Below are 19,068 nucleotides of genomic sequence, written 5' to 3'. Positions count from 1 at the left end.
ATACAAAACAGACTCACAGCCTCGCTGCATCGGACGATAATGATGGTTTGGATCATCGATCGTTGTGCCAGTGCGTATCGAGACTGCGAATTCCAAATGTCTATCATGCGTTGCAACTAGGCGGCCATTAGGACTCGAGGTCCGCTGGTTGGCAGCGACGCTTGCTCTTTAAGCGACGATAGAAAGTCAATCCAACGCCTGCCGTTGCAAGCAGGGCCATCGAGCTGGGCTCAGGAACTGCGGTAACGGCAGTGTCGATTGAGAACTGATCAAGCGACATGGACGATGACGCAGACTGAAAGTCCAGCGTATAGTCACCGAAGTTACCTGCCAAATCCCAGCGAGCTAAGTACTCGACTTGGAAGCCGCCAAACCCAGGGTTAACGGCATTGAACAACGTTTCGGTATAGCTAGGTGCAAGGTTTTCAAATCCCAGTCCTGATAATCGAACTCCATTGGGACCGGTGTACTGTAACGTGCTGCCCAATGTACGCCACATCGCAACGATCGATGTGTTAAAGCCAGAGCCAAGATTTAGCCCTGGTTGGAAAACTTGAAACGCGGTAACGGTTCCAGGCGAGTAAATGTTGAACCCCGATGTGAGAAACGGTGTACCAGTGGTTTCGGTAATGGTCGCCGTGGGCCCAACTGGATTGAATGGGATCTGAAACGGAGGTGACCCCGAGGTGCCATCGGGAGTTGAGTCTACGATCAGCAGCGGGTCGCTGTCATCTGTAAAACTACCCCAACCACTGAAGGTCGTGTTGGGTGCGCCGCGTGTCCAGCCCCATCGCGTCGTGTCAGACTCGGTTGGGATCTTGTTGTTGGACGAGCCTCCAGGATTTCCGTTGACAAAGATGTCTCCGAAGGAAACGTTTGGAAGGCAAATCAAAGTTAAGCTCAAAAACAAAAATTGGTGAATGCGCATAGTGCTCTCTAATTCAATGTGAAAAACGAATGATCTCAAAGAGATCGCCAATAGGAATCCGATTTTGGCTGGCGGTGCGTAAGAGCGCGAGAGCTTGCTAGTTCATCGGTAACAGTAGAAAGTAAAGTGGGCGCTGACCATGTCGCCAATTGAGTCGGTCTTAAGTGATCCTCCTTATCAAACAAGTGCTAGACATACCATGTTGTAAATCTTGTGCCTGCATCGCTTGCACCCATTTTGAAGTCCGATCGCCGGCTTGCATCAGCGAAAGATAATCCACAATACGCTCGTAACAAGCTTGGCAAATGATCTGACCAGCAAAGTCGAGTGGATGAGAATCAATCGATAGTAACGCTTCCACGTGTAGCCCCATTTGGCTCAGTTGTAATACAAGACTTGCGCGATAGCACAGATTGCAGGGAGACAGCTCGACCGCTCTCCTCAATAACGCCTCGATTGTTTGTGGCGGCCTTTCACAGCGTTTGGAATAGAACGCCATATCGTAGTACACTCGGGCTTCTTGAGGATTGATTCCGTAGGCCAATCGACACGCCTGCATCGCCAGTAGCGGTTGGCCAATACAATTCAATCCATTCGCAGCATGTAATAAGTCCCAAAAACCAAGACGTCCGCAGGTGACCAACTGTAGAAGCAAATCTTTAGCCAGTGCGCAGCGACCTAAACGCCAATAGACAATCGCGATTAAGATCCGAGTTCGATCTCGCAATGGCGAGTGCAATGTTGCGCGCTCCAGCGCCTGGACGCCTTCCGCAATATCACCGACATGGAAAAGAGCGATCCCATACGGTTCCCATGCTGCCCCAAGCTCCTCGCCATTTGCAAGAGATTTTCGACATGCGTCCAGTACCGCTTGATATCGCCCAAAAGCGATGAATTCCTGGAGTTGATGAATGAATTGCGACGTGCTCCATTTAGAAATCATAGTCTTTCTCCTAAAACGTTTTGGAAGCTGCAGTTTGATGATCGCATAATGGATAGCTCTGCATAGTTTGCCAAGCCAATCCTCATGTTCAACTCTCCCGAGCGGTTGAGCGAGCGGGACCGCGCTCATGAACCGCGCGTTGCAGAGCCGCGAATTGGGTACTCAACAGTCGAGCTTGTTGGAGGTCACCTGCATGCCGAAAGAGGAACAACATCCGCTTTACACAGCACAGGCAAGTCAAATTCAAAACATGTTGGGGCGTTAGTTGTCGAGCGCAAGCGGTCGCTTCTTCTAAACGACCAAGGCTGTATAGCAGGGAGGCCAGCCCGACAATGTACTGCGAACAGTTCGGTGACAGTTGCAGCGAGGTTCGCAAGAGTTGTTCGACGGCACGAGAATCGGTAGAAGAGAGCGACAAGTAAAAGCCTGCATCGTAGTAAGCTTGCGCGGCGCTGGGAAAACGCTCGATTGCCAACCTGCAAGCTTGAGTTGCTTGGGCGTTGGCTCCTAAGCGATGCAGTCCAGAGGCAATCTCCAGCATGAGAGGCAGTGGGAGGCGTCGAGTTTCCGCCAGTTGTTCATAGCAAGCGATGGCAAGCGAGATCTTGCCACACTGGGCGTACGAGCCAGCTAAGGCCACGGACGCTTCATCACGAATGGGAGCGAACAGGCTCGCTCGCTCCAAAGCATCGGTGGCTTCTGGGTAGCGGGCTAGATCGAAAAAGACTAATCCGAGCAATTCCCAAGCTGCGCCGGATTCTGGATCCTGTTGAAGTTTGGCCAAACACAGGGCTTCCGCCAGCCGCAGGTTGCCGAAGAGGTACTCTTTCCACGCTTGCCTGATGCAAATCCGCATAACCAAATCCTTTTTGAAATCTTGGTTGGACTTCGCTTGCGAATTCGGCTTGCTATCGTCTTGTTGATATTAAGTCTCAGTATTATTAGCGGCTTTTGATTTTCGTCAAGTGAGGCTGCGAAAAAGATTTCCAATAGGTGCCAGGCACGAATGGCACTGTAATGTTGGATTCTTGCGCAGTTTCTCTAGCGGCAGATGCGGTTTTTTTGTTAAAATCGCATCGCCGTGGGAATGATCTAGCAGTAGAACCGTTGCCTTGGCTAATCTTGTAAAGCCCTCCTTGGTAACGTTGCTCAAACATTAAGCCAAGGAGGGTTTTGTTTTGATCTCTCTACCACATCGGCCAAGTATAACACGAGGCCAAGCACACTTCGGTTTTCGCGATTCGCTCAAAGCCTTCTTGCTAAGAAGCGAACTCCCTTTCTCGTCGTTACTCAGCGAAGATCGCATCCGAGACGTCTTTCGCAAGCATGGTTGCTCGATGGGCGGTCTATATTCTACGGCCATTGTGTTGTGGGCTTTTATGTCCCAAGTCATGCGAGATGGTAAGGAAGCTTCTTGTCAGTCGGCGGTCGCTCGCATCGTGGCTTATTTTGCTGCTCGCTCGCGGCGATTCCCTGATGCTGACACAGGCAACTATTGCCGTGCTCGAGCCAAGCTGCCTGAAGCGGCCTTGCGTGAACTTAGTCAAAACATCGCACAAGATGCCCAGCAGAGAGCCAAAGCGGTTTGGCTTTGGAAAGGGTTGCATGCCAAGCTGATCGATGGCTTCACATTCAAAATGCCCGATACGCTAGAGAATCGAATCGAGTATCCGCAGCATACGGCTCAAAAGCCAGGGCTTGGATTTCCTATTGCGAGAGTCTTGGCCGTTATGTCGCTGGCTACTGGTTGCTTGATGGACGCTGCTGTTGGTCCCTACAGTGGCAAAGAGACTGGAGAGACAAGCTTGCTACGAAAGCTGATGCATTGCTTTACCAAAGGCGATGTCGTCGTAGCGGATCGGTTCTTCTGTAGTTATTGGTTGGTGGCGATGTTCATGCAACTTAATGTCCATATCTGTTTTCGCAAGAAGGCATCTCGCCCAACTGATTTTCGCAAAGGTAAACGTCTTGGCAAGAACGATCATATCATCCAGTGGCACCGTCCCAAGGCACGACCAGCCTGGATGACTAAGGCGATCTACGACGCGATGCCGCTAATGCTGACTTTACGAGAGATGCGATATAGCATAGATGCGCCGGGGCGACGTTCTGGACCGTTTGTGATCGTCACAACTCTGGTCGAGAATGAAGGTGAATCTGCGATCAGCTATGAAGACATTGCTGAACTGTTCGGCTTTCGCTGGAATGCGGAACTTGATATTCGCAGCATCAAGACTTTTATGAATCTCAACTTCGTGCGATGTAAGAAGCCCAAGATGGTGCGCATCGAACTATGGACCACGTTGCTAATATACAATCTGATTCGAACGACGATTGCACGAGCCGCCTGCCTGCATGATCGGCTACCACGTCAAATCAGTTTTGTTAGCGCATCGCAGTATATTCTTGCAAGCTGGCAGGAAGTGACATCGATTTCTTCGCCTGTGAAGTTGGAAGTGTATTGCCAAAAACTCTTGAGACAGATTGCAAGCTGCGAAGTGGCTCATCGTCCTGGTCGCTTTGAACCTCGCGTGTTGAAACGTCGTCGCGATCAATATGCTCTTATGACGCAACCGAGAAACGAACTCCAAAGACGGCTTCGCAAAGGCGATAACCTATTTGAGTAAAAGACTTTAGGATCAACATTACAGTGCCATTCGTGCCAGGCACCTAATTGCAATTGGAATTTTGCAGGCAATATGACTAGACATCGCCACCTGATTTGCACACGGACCACTCCGTTAGAGGTCCGTGTCGGCGGAGGAAAAAACAGACCGCGGAATGGCACTCGCTTTTTCTAGGGACAATAATCACATCTCGCAACCTGGCTTTTCACCATGATCGGTGCAGCGATAGAACTTCTTTCGCAATCGAAGTCCAACAAAGGCCAAGCCGAGCAACGCCACGGAGCTGGGCTCTGGAATTGCCGTGACCCCTGCGACAAACTCAAACGAGTTAAAGCCCGACTGGAACGTACTTCCAAACGAACCTGACTGCAGCAAGAACGAGAAAGCACCGCTGTTTGGGTCGGTCGGATCAATCAGCCCAAGATCAAAGTAATGATCGTCAAAAAAGGCTTCTGCCTCCGCGCCTGTCGCAAAATCCTGGACAATCTGAATACCGTTGCTTGGGTGAAATATGCTCAGCGTTAGTATCCCAAAATCAGTCGATCCAAAGAGTGGGTTTAGCAATGCGAATCCAAGCCTTTGTCCAGCGTGTTGCTGTGCATCGAAACGGAATTCGTGCAAAACAAACAGTTGCGTCAAGTCGCTTGAAATTTCGAATTCCGTGACGCCTGCTGCCAAGACAGTAGCCAGATCGTTGAAGTAGGTGGAAGCGTTCGCATTTCCTGCCAAGAGCGAGTTGGTATAGCTGTCGGTTGGATTGAGTGAGACGTAAGAGATCAGTTCATGGCTAGACGCGTTGGCGATGTCTCGAACGATGCCGTCGGTTGACAAGAATGCCTCCACGGACTTTTCTTGCGCTGTGCCATTGAAGGTATAAAAGTGAGACGCAGTTGGCCTGGCCCCAACGTTGAAGTTGACCACTTCTGTAAAGCCTAATCCTGCTTCGACAGTGGCAGAGTTGTTAACGGTGCGGCTTTCGGAGATCCCGGTCGCCAATGCATTGCTGCCCTTGGATGAAGCACTCGTTGACGCCGAAGCGTCGGCTGTCGCGACGGCCGTGGACACAGCATTTCCCGCTCTAGCTGCATTATTTTCAGCATCACGTCGTCCGTTGCCACCCCATGCTAAAGCAGTCGCGCCTGCCGACGAATCGACATCAGTTGCAATGGCAGTACTATTCGAAGTCGCATCTCCCCCCAGTGGTTGAGTGGGGACGTTGGTTGCGTCGAACAAAAATCCTGCGAAGCCACCGTAGCTAGCAGAGTACGATGAAGCTTGGTTTGTGCCTACGGCGAACGAATCGGAAATAGCGTTTCCACCCTGGCCCCCAATCGATCCGTTGCCTGATACTGACCCGCCAACTCCGCCCAGCGCTACTGCGTTAGCTTGGCTAAATCCATTCGCAAGTGAGTTAGCGTTCGCTCTAGCGTCTCCACCGCTGCCACCACGTGCATTGACAGAGGATAACGCTCCATTGCCACTGCCTCCAATGGCGCTGGCCGCAGCCAAGCTGTTTCCTTCGAAGGAAGTTGCGTTCGCATCGGCAAATGCATTACCACCATCCCCTCCCAACCCCGGTGAACCAGTGGGTGTGATCCCGCCAATCAAACCACGGCTTCCGCCAGCACCACCGCTACCGGCCGATGCTTGTGCAGAAGCTTGAGTTTCGCCAGCAACGTTTCCAGCAGCGATCAAATTGGTTGCTGCGTTCGCTTCCGCATTACCACCTCGACCACCGTTCCCTCCGCTGAACTCGCCCCCATCTCCTCCTTGTCCGCCGTTTCCACCGATAGCGACTGCCGTATTGCTTTCTTGAGGGACGCCCAATACCGTTGGGCTAATCGCATTGGCTGTCGCGGGTTGACCGGGCCCGCCCGCACCAGCGACAATGCCGCCCACACCTGGAGAACCATTGGAGCCATTTTGACCACTGACAATGACAGTCTCTGCATCTAAGAATCCGGCAGGAAGTGCAGCGATTGCCACAATCACCAACGGTACGAACTTTAGTTTTTGAATCAGCATAGGATTACCATTCTGGGAAGAATCAAATGAACCGAAACCTAATGACACGGCCGTGCATACCATGACATCGCTCCTGCGATAGCAAGTCGCTAGTTCGTGAACGGCTATCCTAAAAACGTGCTGAGATCGAACTAACTTTCGCGCACTTTAAAAAAAATTTACAAAATTGACTATTTTTCAAAATTGAAAATGCGAGATCTACCCAGACGCATTGGTCACCAATAGTTAGAATTTTTAAATATTTAATTCGGTTCTATAGATCGCTTAAAAGACCGGTAAGTGTTTCACGCAAGCGTGCTAGTACTCGGTGTCGGATAAGATAAATTGCATTGGGACTCAGCCGGAACTCAGTTGTTAGTTCGGAGACCGATTTACCGTCTCGCACCAGCGCCTGAAAGACTTGCCATGTCTGTTCCGAGAAATCATCGCGAATCAAATCCAAGCCTCGACGTAGAAGCCAAGCGTTATACTCTGCGACTTCAAGTTCAAGTAACGGGTCGCTCGCCCAGATGGATGAACTGAGCTCATTTTCGGTCTTGCGGGAGGCTTTTCGTCGTCGAAAATCGGCCGCTACATTGCGAACAACGATCATCAGCCAGCTATGGAATGAAACGCCTGGCCGCGGTTGGTACTTGGGCAATTGCGCCATCAGTCGAACTAATACGTCTTGCGCGAGGTCGGCCGCGTCGGCAGCTTGGAAATCCTGTTTAGCCGCCCAATGCATGATGAACGGTGTGTAGAGGTGCGCGAAGCGATTCCAGGCCCAACTTCTTTCCAACGGATCCGAAGATTTGAGTTGCTGCAGTAGTGAGGGAGAAGGTACGTCAGGCATTGCACTGGTATTGGGTAGGTTGAGTTGCAGGGGCGGTTTAGGCCTCGACACCAACGGAACGCATTGAAAGGCAATTTACTTTCTCGATATTTAAAAATTTTTTACATAATTACGGTGGTAAAGATTCCAGCCGCGAAACGAAGGCTCCGATGGGACAAGTCTCATCATGGGCCTGGGCGACTGGCTTGAGCGGTTCGAAGGCTAGATCGCGCTCTCCGGCCTACCACTGCGGACGACGAACTACAAATCAGTCATTCGAAGCGACCGCAAACTACAGGGCAACTCAGTTATTGAATCCAGGTCCATCAGCCGTTGAGCGTTAGCTCACGGTTTCCAAGAGAATCGATGCTAACGCATTCCGGCTAATCGCGCAGACTGAAAAACTGACTTGCCCTGCCACAAACTATTCCATCCATCGATGGTCCGCCATAAGATATCGAAAATGCGATTCCACTTTGCTTCAATGCACTTCATGTCGTGACTGTTCGAGAAGACTGAATGAACCTCCTAACCAATCCGTGGCTAGAACTTGCCTTCGACTATGTCCGAGAAACGTCAACAAGTGTTTTCTTAACGGGTAAGGCGGGCACGGGAAAAACGACCTTCCTGAGTCGAGTTAAGGCGGAAGCTGGAAAGCGGATGGTGGTGGTCGCTCCAACCGGAGTCGCGGCCATCAACGCTGGGGGGATGACAATTCACTCTCTGTTCCAATTGCCGCTGGGACTGTTCGTCCCGGACAGTCACCGTCGCGAGGAAGCGCGTCGTTACTCACGAGAAAAGTTGAACATGATTCGCCGCATGGAATTGCTGGTGATCGATGAAATTAGCATGGTGCGAGCCGATCTGTTGGACGCCGTCGACGATGCACTGCGGCGTTTTCGATTTGACGATCGTCCGTTCGGAAATGTCCAATTGTTGATGATCGGCGATTTGCATCAACTGCCGCCGGTCGTCAAGCCGGAAGATTGGGAAACGCTGCATCGCTACTACGACACGCCCTACTTTTTTGGCAGCCAAGCCCTGCGTCAAACGAAGTATGTGTCGATTGAACTGAAGCACATCTATCGCCAATCGGACTCAAGCTTTATCGAACTACTAAATAAGGTGCGTGACAATCGATTGGATGATCAGTCTCTAAGGACTTTGAATAGTCGGTATGTCCGTGGCTTTCGACCGCCGCAAAATGAAGCGTACATTACCCTGACGTCTACGAATGCCGTGGCCCATGAGATCAATCACAAGAATCTGGCGATGCTGCCTGGAAAGCCAGTGCAATTTGCCGCCAGTATCGTAGGTGATTTTCCTGCCAGCTCTTATCCGACCGAGCAAACGCTGGAGTTCAAATGCGGAGCTCAAGTGATGTTCATCAAGAACGACCAGCAGCCAGAAAAGCGATTCTTTAATGGTAAGCTTGGTCACATCACTAGGATCGAAGAAGAAGTGATCTACGTAAAATGCGAAGGCGAAGCAAATGATATCGCGGTTATCCCTGCCGAATGGAAAAACATCAAGTACTCGTTCAACGAACAAACCAAAGAGATCGAGGAGCAGGTTTTGGGCATGTTCGTCCAGTATCCGTTGAAGCTGGCTTGGGCAATTACGATCCACAAAAGCCAAGGCCTAACCTTTGAGCGAGCAATCATTGACGCTCAAGCTGCTTTCGCTCACGGCCAAGTGTACGTTGCTCTAAGCCGTTGCAAGACGTTCGATGGCATCGTACTTCTGTCTCCGATCGATTACTCAAGCGTCAAAACGGATCCTGTTGTCCAAGGGTATTCGAAAGAGGCCGAAGGCAAAGCCCCGGGAGCCGAGGATATTCATCAAGCAAAACGATTGTACCAGCAACAGTTGCTCGAAGAACTATTCAGTTTCGAAGCAATAGCGATTAGCTTCAATCGTTTGCGCAGCCTTTACAACCAACATCAAAATACATTGGCTGCCGATGCGCTTCAACAAGTTAGCGCACTTGCTCGAAAAGCTCATGAGCTATTAACCTCCGTTTCAGATAAGTTTCGCCCTCAATTAGCCATCTACCTGAATGACGACCGATTGCCGGAAGCGAACGATGAGCTGCAAACGCGGATTGGCAAAGCGGCCGGCTATTTCAACGAACATTTAGCCGGATTGCTGCAGGAAGTAAGTGCCATTCCAATTCAGACGGACAACCAAGCGGTACGCCAATCGGTCCTTAAGCAACTTGAAAATCTAATGCTTGAGCTCTTTACCAAACGGGCGCTGTTTCATGCCTGCAGCAGCGGTTTTACGACGCGGTTGTATAAGCGAGTAATGTCCGACGCGGAGTTTGATTTCGCCAAGTCGATCGCCAGACCTGCGCCGGAGGAGACCGTACCGGCCGACGCACCACATCCCGAACTGTATGCCGAACTGCTGAAGTACCGTCAAAAAATGTCGGAGAAGAACGGCGTATCGCCTCGTTCTGTTCTAACCTCGGAATCCTTGATGCTTTTAGTGAAGGTCTTGCCGACATCTCAGCACGCCATCAGCAAGATCCGTGGCATCGCACGAAAACGCCTGTCGCTGTATGGCAAAGACATCGAAGAGATCATTCAGCGTTACTGCCAAGCGAAACAGATCACGGCCAACAACTCCTTGAGCGCTCAAGCACTCATTTCTGAAACCAAGCAGACCAGCTTTGACATGTTTCAGGCTGGCAACAGCGTCGAAGAGATCGCGAAGCAACGTATGTTGAGCGTCGCGACAATCCAAGGGCACTTGGCACATTTTGTTAGCCTCGGCCAACTTGATATCCTACGGCTAGTGACGCAAGAAAAGCTGAGCGAGATTGAGCAGTACTTTTCTGCGCATCCTGAAGCAAAACTCAGCGATGCGAAAGCTCATTTTGGCGATGCGTACGGATATGGTGAGCTGAAACTGGTCGAAAGCCACCTGTGCCGCGAAGTCACCTAAAGCCCGTCCCAAAAACCGAACCGTAGAATGGGCTTCCAGCCCGTTGGGGTTTTGGGACAGGCTCAAAATCAGTGCTCAATTAACGGAGCGAAGCCGTGCGCAAGTTCTGATGGCTGCGTGCGACGCAGGGCTGTTAGGAAGGGGGGCAGGGCAAGTCAGTATTTCAGTCTGCGCGATTAGCCGGAATGCGTTAGCATCGGTTCTCTTGGAAACTGTGAGCTAACACTCAACGGCTGATTGACCTGGATTCAAAAAATGACTTGCCTTAGGAAGGGGGGGCGTTGTTTTGGCGAGCTTGCAGTAAGCGAGCGCGGATGCGATTGCCAGCCTCTTGTGGATTCCGCTCTCGCTTCAAGTATTCCAGCGCTCGATCGTATTGCCCCTGTAGCTCATAACACCGTGCCAATAAATATTCCGCGTTCGCATGCCAAGCTTGCGTATCGGCAATCTGTAGCGTTCGATTGTCCAGCCAGTCAATCGCCGCAGGAATGTTTCCCAGTTCCATTTGAGCGATCCCCAGGAAGGTTGACGTGTGGAATTTGGCAACACGATAAAACGCTTTGACTTGTTCGACTCGCGCAAGGAATGCTTCGCGCGTTTCGCTTTTACCTCGTCGCACACTGAGCATAGCTTGAATCTCTGGATCGAAAGACATCTTCTCTAAGCTTGCATCGTCGACACGAATCGACATGTAATTTCGCAGAGCGCCTGGTTGGTCCGCGGTCTTTTCAAATCGTCCTTCAAAGTGATCTTTCCGAGCGGTATTCATTAGCGTGTCGGTGAAGAACGCGCCGTAGACTGCAAGGTATTGCATCGAAAAGGGAGACTGATCAAAGATGCGGCTGCGTACCGACATGTTGTAGTGCACCGCCATCAGCGGCATCTCCCACAATCGAATCTTGTCCGCTTCTAAAACACCGCTCAACTGATCGCGAATAGCCTTAGGATCGACATACACGTTCATGCGGTTCTTGCCTGCCAAAATAGGTTCAACGGCATACATGGAATGGCTGAACGCGAACGGCTCCAGATCAATTAATGCCACTAACTGCTTAAGGTCCGCAAAACTGACAGGATAATTGAATTGACCTGGCAAGTTGGCACGTCGCAAAATATTGCGATCTTCTTTTGTTTCACGCAGCGTCGCGATACCTCGTTCGCCGGGACCGGGAATGGGCAGTCCCCACCGCGGCTCGAACAAATAGACTTCATCGCCAATAGGCACTCCAACACACCAGAGCTTCAGTTGTTGGCCCTCAGGATCCTCTAAAGCCAAAACGCAGGCGGTCATGTTCGCTTGTTGTAGCAACTGTGTGAAGACACGAGCTCGCTGCCACGCGTCTCCTCTTCCGAAGATCATGGTTTGCCACGGCAACTGCCGATAGCCGATCTCGGTATCGTCTAACGGCCAGTTGGGTTGGATCGTCAGGCTTTCTGCATCGCGAGCTTCGCCATCCAAAGCGACATTGCGTATGGTCCAATCGAACAGCTTGGTAGCGTCTTCCAATTTGCGCCGGTCGTCTTCCGATAGTTTGCTGCCGGTCTCAGCGACCCAATCGGCAAACAAGATGTCTAAGTAATCGTTGCGCAAAACCCAATCGTTGACCTGCTTCATCATCTTGCACTGCAGCAGATATTCGCATTCGCTTTCGTCAAAAGGAACATTCCCCAACGTTTGGATGACCGGGCTTTCCTGGCTCATTGGCCGCATCGTTTTCAGCAACTCCGTCGGCTGCCATTGGCCATCCGGCTGATACGCTTGAGCCCAACTGTTCAATTGGTAGGTCACTTCGCGGACCGCCATCGAACGATCCAGTCGCATTAGCAGCGACAGGTAATTGATCGCATCAGCCACGTTTCCGACCCGAGATTCGGCCGACGTGTTCGTCTTGAGCTGCCGAGCGACGGGGGTCTTAGGCTTCTTGTCCTGGCAGCCTGTGAAAGCGATGCAGAAAACCGAAAGGGCAATCGATATGGGCAATAAGCTACGGAGAGAAGTCATACGCGAAAGGTCGTGGATCGAATAGGTTTGGCAAAGCAATTGGGGGGAGGGATGCACCACTGGCTGTTAGCTTACCAACAAACCGCGATTCCGTTGAGTCTACGACGCAAAGCTCTGCACGGTTTCCCAGACCTGCAGCACGCGGGCGACGGTTTCCTCGAATTTCCCTAATGGAATCATGTTTGGGCCGTCGCTGGGGGATTTGTCTGGTTCGGGGTGGGTTTCGAAAAAGAAGCCATCGACGCCGACGGCGGCCGCCGCGCGGGCCAGCGGTTCCACCATTTCACGATTCCCGCCGGTCGCACCGCCTAACCCTCCAGGTTGCTGGACGCTGTGCGTCGCGTCAAAGATAACGGGCACATTCATCGCCCGCATGATCGGCAGCGATTGCATGTCGTTGACCAAGCGACCGTAGCCGAAAAATGTTCCACGTTCGCACAGACAAATTCCATGACACTCGTTCTCGCGCAACTTGTTGACCACGTGCTGCATATCTTGCGGAGCCATAAACTGGCCCTTTTTCACATTGACCGCTCGACCTGTTTTCGCGGCGGCCACTAGCAGATCGGTTTGCCGAGCCAAGAAGGCTGGGATTTGCAAAACATCGACGACTTGAGCGGCCGGAGCCGCTTGGCTGGGATCATGAATATCGGTCGTCAGCGGCACATCGAAAGCGGCTCCGATTCGCTGCAAGATGAACAGCCCATCGTGCAAGCCCATGCCGCGAAACGCACGGCCGCTGGTTCGGTTCGCTTTGTCAAAGGACGCTTTAAAGATCAAATGGAAGTTCAATCGCTCCGAAATTTTCTTCAACTGCTCTGCGATGATCGCACAGTTGTCATAGCTCTCGATAACGCACGGACCGCTGATGATTGTCGGACGTTTCGCTTCGCCGATTTGAAAGTTGCGAATGGTAACGGGTTGCATGCAATGGGTCACTTGAAGTGGATGAAATGGCAGACTGCGACAATACGGCGAGTCGCTTCTCGCTTTTGTACAGCCACATTCTTACTCTTTTGTGCAGAGTGTAGCGTGAACACAACAAAGTGACGAGGAGCGGGCTTGCGACGCTGTTTGGAACATCGCGAACACGGCTTCTGAAGCGGCCAAGCCTTGCTGCGTACAGCGGGTTTGCAGCGACTTGATTTCGTAAGTCCGCAAACCGTGGTTTACAGGTGGCAATCATAGTCGACATGAGCGAAAATCATAAAAAAAATTTATCCACTAGGTGGCTTTCGCTAGCAAATTTCGCAGCCTTGTTTTTGTTGAGCGCGAAAGCTTGTTGCAACGACTGATGGACCAAATTTCCTATCAGACCTAGCTTATGCAGTTTACGATTGCAGAATCTGTATTGACGAGAAATCGACTTTTGAACATCTTGTGAAAACTGTCACCGCAAGACGCAGTGGCAGCGACAAACGGTTGATCGAAGCAGTGACCCTTTAAGACTTATTCGATCAATTGTTTTAACAGTGGCCTTCCAAGCTCCGCAATGATTGCGTGTTGCAAAGAATGGTCAGGAATCGACAGAGCGGCGTTAACGGCACGGAGGCCTAGCTATGAGCGACTCACGGAAATCCCGCAATTGTACTATATCGTTACAACGATTATTTCCCCAGGCTGTTATCGCCTCCAGCGATGACATTCTGGTCAAGAGTTGTTCCTGTCGGATCCACCCGTCAAAGTCCAATTATCAAATTGGTCATCACCTCTTTATAGCCGGCACGGACGCCGGTTGTGATGCGGGCTCTCAAGCAAAACAAGCGGTTGCCCAAGGTGCAACAGCGATTCTCACCGATCGGTTGCTGCCAATCGCTGTTCCTCAATGCATCGTGGAAGACGTTGCTGAAGCGCACGCGGTAATCGCTCATGAAATCAAAGATCGCCCGTCGACCAAAGTCCTCACGGTTGGCGTTGTCGGCTCGCACGGCAAGACCACCGCAGCCCTCTACACCGCCGCGATGCTGAAGCGTTTAAGCGGACGGGTCGCGTACTGGACCACACTGGGTGCCACTCAACATGGCAATCGACCAACGAAGAAAGATGAAACCAACGCTCAAAGCTTGGTCGGTTGGCTGGCTCGTGTAGCCGATGAAGGTTGCCCGGTCGCAGTCATCGAAATCAGCGATACGATGCTTAAGAGTAAAGCTGCCAGCGGGATTGAGTTCGACGTGATCTTGATGCCCAGCATGCGTGAGAATCAACGCTATGAAACCGAAACCACGCGATTCCTAGAAGGCGCCATCCTGCGGATCTGCTGCCAGCTCAAGGAACATGGCTTGGTGATCTACAACGCCGATGACGCTCGAGCCAATCGTTGGGTCGCTCGACATGATCTACCCGCCTTAAGCTATGGCATGAAAGCAGAAAGCACTGTTTTTGCAAAGAAACGCGTCGACTCCGATGGCGAGAACCAGTTCATGGTCTCTGCCGGTCGATCACTGATGCCAATGCAAATCCCTGATGCAGATCACGTCGCGCGGCACATGCTGGCGGCGGTTGCCGTAGGCTATTCGTTTGGGCTTGAATTGAACGAAGTCATCACTGGTGTCGAACGTTTGACGAATATTCCCGGACGCATGCAGGCCATCGCTGATCCACGCGGAACGTTGATCACGATCGACCGAGCGGACCAAGCCGACCGACTTGCAACGACCATGCATAGCGTTCAAGCGAGCGGGCGACGTGCGATTGTCGTGGCAGAAGTGCCCGATACAGCGACGCCTGAGCAGCGAGCGGCCTTTGGGCGTGTGCTGAGCCGAACCGCTTCACGCGTCATTCTCACGCAATCACGAGCTTCGCTGATGCTGGGCCAACGAGCGACTTGGGAAGTCGTTGATGGCAGCGAGTCTCCCGCGGAAATCGAAATCATTCCTAATCGCAAAGCAGCTATTGAGCTTGCGATCCGAGAAGCCGAAGCAGGTGATCATGTGGTGCTTGCAGGCATGGGAACCGAAGCTTGGACGCCGCCCAGCGCAAAGATCAGTTGCACGGATGAAGCGATTGCCAAAGCGATCGTCGCCGCTGTAGCCGTCGAACCACGCCTACCAAAGATGCCCGCCGTTGCGGCAACCCTTGTCCCACAGGCAACGTTGAAATTGTATCACGGCTAGTGGCAAGCCAGAACAAATTGTAGGCCGGCAACCAGCAAAGCCATACTCTGCCGGAACTTCGGCCGCTTGAAACTTGCAAACGTCACTAACTCAAGCGAACATTAAAAATTGGCTTTGCGCAGTTCCGGCAATAACAGTTGCCCTTAGCACGTAGGCCGGTAACAAGTAAAGCAACACTCTGCCGGAACTTCGGCCGCTTGAAATTTGTAAACGTCACTAACTCAAGCGAACATTGAAAATTAGCTTTGCGCAGTTCCGGCAATTCCAGCGCGACCTTGTTACCGGCCTACCTCTGTCGTCGATCGATACGCGATCGATACGCAAACCCAATAAGCCATACTCTGCCGGAACATCGGCCGCTTGAAATTTGTGAACGTCACTAACTCAAGCGAACATTGAAAAATTGGCTTTGCGCAGTTCCGGCAATTCCAGCGCGACCTTGTTACCGGCCTACTCGCTACGACCTTGCCAATATCCGATCCAGCAGGCGTGGCGCTCGATGCGCTGCCCAGACCAAAAATTTACCGCCGCTGGAAAGGATCGATTCCGGAGTGCCTCGCCGAATGCTTCGCACAATGCAACTGGCCACTTTCGCAGGCTCCATACTGCCAAAACTGACCGACCGTTCGCTCGCAGACGTTTCCGTCAATGAATCAAAGAACTCACTTTTGGTCGTACTAGGGTGCACTTGCAACACCGCAATCCGCTCTCGCATCAGTTCGATACGTAGCGCCTCCGACCAGCCTCGCAGCGCAAACTTCGCTGCACAATACTCGCTCTTACGCGGTACACCGCGAAATGCTAGTACGCTGCCCACGTTCACAACCGCCGACTGTCGGCCGCTGCGCAGCAGAGGCAAAGCCAAGCGGGTCAGTTCAACGGGAGCAAAGAAGTCGATCTCCATGATGGAGCGAAGTCGAGAAGGCGTGGCTTGATCAAACCGACCAATAGCTCCACTGCCAGCGTTGTTGACGAGCGTGTCCAGTGCCCCCCCCCAGTGGTCAATCACCCACTGTATCAGTTGCTCGCGGTGGTCAGCTAAAGTCAGATCGCCTGATAACGTCGATAACGAACCAAAAAATGATGGGCCATCTTTACCAGGCGGATTTGATTGGCGGTTTGCATACGCGTCTGTAAGTTCCGTGAGTCGGTGCTGGCGGCGAGCCGTAGCCAACACATTTGCGCCCTGCAATGCTAACTGCAAAGCGACGTGATAACCGATGCCGCTGGAAGCGCCGGTAACCAAGACCTTCATACCAGGGATTTTACGTACGGACACTTGGCTACAGTTCCTGGTCTGCTAATTCGTCCAGCGTAGCCGCTTTGAAGGTCGCCACATCGGGCTCAATAATGGCTCGCTTGATTTGCGGTACGGTCCCTGAGATGACGCGGACATCATGCCCGGCATTGATCAATCGTCCTGCATGCCGAGCAGAAATCCGAACATGCATCGTCAGAATCTCATCGTCATAATGCTTGGACAGAACTTCGCCCACACTGACCAGCATCGCCGGTGTCTTGCCATCGCTGGCTGGTATGCGTATATCCAGTTCGACAAAGCCGTGCGTCAACGCATTGGATACGGCCAAGCCTAAGGTAGTAATGCCAAATCCTGATTTGGCGCTGATAGGAATCATATTGGGATAGCGATTTTGGATCGCGGACAATCGTTCATTCGCGCCGGGAACGTCGACTTTATTGACGGCCAGCAACGTATCCTTTTCTTCGATGCCGATTTCTTTGAGCACCTTATAGACCGACGAGATTTGATCGAGCACTTGGGAGTTACTGGCGTCGGCTACATGTAGCAGCAAATCGGCTTGACGAGCTTCTTCTAGTGTTGCTCGGAACGAAGCGATCAACCGGTGAGGCAGATCGCGTATGAACCCAACCGTGTCGCTTAAGAGAATCGGCCCCCATCCAGGCAACATCCAACGCCGCGTACGAGTATCGAGTGTGGCAAAGAGTTTATCGACCGCTTCCACGTCGGCATGAGTCAGTGTGTTCATCAAAGTGCTCTTGCCCGCGTTGGTATATCCGACCAACGATACGGACATGCTATCGCGCGAAGCGACTTCACGTTGCTTGCGCTTTTCAATCTTGGCAAGCTCTTGTTTCAAGTCGTAGATACGCTTCTCTGCCAGCCGACGGTCGACTTCCAATTGCTTCTCACCAGGACCACGCATCCCAACACCCATCGTTTGTCGTGACAAGTGCGTCCACATACGTTTGAGTCGTGGCAGTGAGTACTCTAACTGAGCGAGCTCAACGGCCAAGCGTGACTCAAAGGTCTGAGCATGCGTAGCGAAAATATCCAGAATCAACTCCGAGCGATCGAGCACTTTGACCTTCAAAGCCAACTCCAGATTTCGAGTTTGGCCCGGGTTCAAATCGTTGTCAAAGATCACCATGTCGGCGTCAGTGGCTTCGGTCAGTAACCGCAGCTCATCGACCTTGCCTTTTCCTAAGAAGGTCGTCTGATCCGGTTTCTCGCGTCGCTGGACAACTCCACCGGCCACGATCGCCCCTGCGGTTTCGGCAAGCCCCCGTAATTCCTCCAGCGGGTCGACGGACTGAGGAATATCTGTTTGTACTAAACGAGCGAGAATGCAAATTTCTCCCGCAGATCCGTTGCTTCGTTCTTTATGACTCAATGTTGGGCAGGCCCTTGTAGTGCAATGTAATTCGACGACGTGCAATTAATACCTCAGTGTACTAGATACCGCAGCGAAGTCGATAGTTCGCCGGACGGATGGTTTAACTGGCAAAACGCAGTAAACCACAAAAAAACAGCAACACGCTGTAACCTTTTGGGCGGTGGCGGTTCTACGCTTACATAACGAATAGTACCTTTGCTGACCGGGCTGATCGGATTTTGTCCCGCCTACTGTCCGCTTGGTCTTCGCACTTGCCACGTTCTAAAACAATAAATCATCTCGAACCAACGTTCAGTTACTTCAACTTTTTAACTTATACGGAGTAAAACATGTCCAACAGCATCAGCGCTAACGACTTTACGAATCTTTTATCTTCTGGCAAAAAAGTCGATCTGATCGATGTGCGAACACCGGTCGAATTTCGGGAGGTTCATGTCTCCGTAGCGAGAAACGAACCGCTTGATCGGTTGGATCCCGCAGCGATTCAAGCCAGCCGCAATGGGTCGGCCCATGAGCCGTTGTATGTCATTTGCAGATCTGGATCGCGAGGAAGACAAGCGTGCGACAAGTTCGTTGCCGCAGGCGTCCACAATGTGATCAACGTAGAAGGTGGCACGATGGCTTGCGTGACGGCGGGGGCGGAAGTCGTGCGTGGCAAGAAAGCGATACCACTTAATTCCCAAGTGCAGATCGTCGCGGGCTCGTTTGTTTTGATTGGGACCATCACAGCGCTCGCCACAGGCAATCTTTACTGGCTGGCACTTCCCCTAATGATCGGCTCAGGCTTAGTCTTTTCAGGCTTAACGAACACTTGCGCCATGGGAACATTGCTCGCTCGGATGCCTTGGAATCAGGTCAAGGCAACTGCAGCAAATGCCAATTCAGCACAGGCTTGCAGCACACAATCTGGTAGTTGCTGCAACTAACGGTAATAGGCACCTGCGTGCTATCAGTTGGCCTCACGGCACTGGATGGTTTTCTTCAGCGAACCCGGTTGGGGATGGTGGAAATCC

General features: G+C 51.9%; 14 protein-coding genes. 5 read left to right on the top strand and 9 right to left on the bottom strand.

The window, feature by feature from the left end; translation table 11 throughout:
* Positions 1–127: 127 nt before the first annotated feature.
* The 3 genes from SH302x_RS18000 to SH302x_RS17990 form a co-directional block, all read right to left on the bottom strand.
* Complete coding sequence (locus SH302x_RS18000) at positions 128–928, bottom strand: PEP-CTERM sorting domain-containing protein (RefSeq protein WP_479363857.1); 801 nt, start codon at positions 926–928, stop codon at positions 128–130.
* Positions 929–1,088: 160 nt separating this feature from the next.
* Positions 1,089–1,871 (bottom strand): tetratricopeptide repeat protein, encoded by a 783-nt coding sequence (locus SH302x_RS17995; RefSeq protein WP_479363856.1) that lies wholly within the window; start codon positions 1,869–1,871, stop codon positions 1,089–1,091.
* 88 nt (positions 1,872–1,959) lie between these two features.
* A complete protein-coding gene (locus tag SH302x_RS17990) occupies positions 1,960–2,727 on the bottom strand; it encodes a tetratricopeptide repeat protein (RefSeq protein ID WP_479363855.1) in 768 nt (255 codons plus the stop codon).
* 322 nt (positions 2,728–3,049) lie between these two features.
* On the opposite strand from SH302x_RS17990, the gene SH302x_RS17985 reads away from it, so the two are divergent.
* Positions 3,050–4,498 (top strand): IS4 family transposase, encoded by a 1,449-nt coding sequence (locus SH302x_RS17985; protein WP_479363854.1) that lies wholly within the window; start codon positions 3,050–3,052, stop codon positions 4,496–4,498.
* 183 nt (positions 4,499–4,681) lie between these two features.
* Here the strand turns inward: SH302x_RS17985 and SH302x_RS17980 are convergent, their stop codons facing one another.
* Positions 4,682–6,523, bottom strand: a complete 1,842-nt coding sequence (locus SH302x_RS17980) for a PEP-CTERM sorting domain-containing protein (RefSeq protein WP_479363853.1) — start codon at positions 6,521–6,523, stop codon at positions 4,682–4,684.
* Between the two features lie 253 nt (positions 6,524–6,776).
* Positions 6,777–7,355 (bottom strand): sigma-70 family RNA polymerase sigma factor, encoded by a 579-nt coding sequence (locus SH302x_RS17975; RefSeq protein ID WP_479363852.1) that lies wholly within the window; start codon positions 7,353–7,355, stop codon positions 6,777–6,779.
* A gap of 498 nt (positions 7,356–7,853) precedes the next feature.
* Here SH302x_RS17975 and SH302x_RS17970 point away from each other — a divergent pair, with 498 nt between their 5' ends.
* Positions 7,854–10,283 carry a helix-turn-helix domain-containing protein gene (locus SH302x_RS17970; protein WP_479363851.1) on the top strand — a complete coding sequence of 810 codons (2,430 nt, stop codon included), beginning with the start codon at positions 7,854–7,856 and terminating at the stop codon, positions 10,281–10,283.
* A 265-nt stretch (positions 10,284–10,548) separates the two neighbouring features.
* Here SH302x_RS17970 and SH302x_RS17965 read toward each other — a convergent pair whose 3' ends face one another.
* Together SH302x_RS17965 and kdsA are read right to left on the bottom strand one after the other, a co-directional pair.
* Complete coding sequence (locus SH302x_RS17965) at positions 10,549–12,285, bottom strand: CDC27 family protein (RefSeq protein ID WP_479363849.1); 1,737 nt, start codon at positions 12,283–12,285, stop codon at positions 10,549–10,551.
* Between the two features lie 99 nt (positions 12,286–12,384).
* Entirely contained in the window at positions 12,385–13,212 is an 828-nt protein-coding gene (kdsA, locus tag SH302x_RS17960; protein ID WP_479363847.1) for a 3-deoxy-8-phosphooctulonate synthase, read from the bottom strand.
* Between the two features lie 632 nt (positions 13,213–13,844).
* Here kdsA and SH302x_RS17955 point away from each other — a divergent pair.
* Positions 13,845–15,398 (top strand): Mur ligase family protein, encoded by a 1,554-nt coding sequence (locus SH302x_RS17955; protein WP_479363846.1) that lies wholly within the window; start codon positions 13,845–13,847, stop codon positions 15,396–15,398.
* A 457-nt stretch (positions 15,399–15,855) separates the two neighbouring features.
* On the opposite strand, the gene SH302x_RS17950 is transcribed toward SH302x_RS17955, so the two are convergent.
* Both SH302x_RS17950 and hflX read right to left on the bottom strand, forming a co-directional pair.
* Positions 15,856–16,677, bottom strand: coding sequence for an SDR family NAD(P)-dependent oxidoreductase (locus SH302x_RS17950; RefSeq protein ID WP_479363844.1), 822 nt, complete (start codon positions 16,675–16,677; stop codon positions 15,856–15,858).
* A 4-nt stretch (positions 16,678–16,681) separates the two neighbouring features.
* Positions 16,682–18,052 (bottom strand): GTPase HflX, encoded by a 1,371-nt coding sequence (gene hflX / locus SH302x_RS17945; RefSeq protein ID WP_479363842.1) that lies wholly within the window; start codon positions 18,050–18,052, stop codon positions 16,682–16,684.
* Between the two features lie 198 nt (positions 18,053–18,250).
* On the opposite strand from hflX, the gene SH302x_RS17940 reads away from it, so the two are divergent.
* Both SH302x_RS17940 and SH302x_RS17935 read left to right on the top strand, forming a co-directional pair.
* Complete coding sequence (locus SH302x_RS17940) at positions 18,251–18,328, top strand: YgaP-like transmembrane domain (protein ID WP_479369284.1); 78 nt, start codon at positions 18,251–18,253, stop codon at positions 18,326–18,328.
* 56 nt (positions 18,329–18,384) lie between these two features.
* The gene (locus SH302x_RS17935) at positions 18,385–18,981 is read left to right on the top strand and encodes a rhodanese-like domain-containing protein (RefSeq protein WP_479363841.1); all 597 of its coding nucleotides are present in this window, start codon (positions 18,385–18,387) and stop codon (positions 18,979–18,981) included.
* Positions 18,982–19,068 lie beyond the last annotated feature (87 nt).

The sequence above is a fragment of the Njordella calcicola genome, from assembly GCF_056494125.1.
The sequence above is the reverse complement of the archived record's forward strand: the minus strand, read 5'-3'. Positions and strand labels throughout refer to the sequence as shown.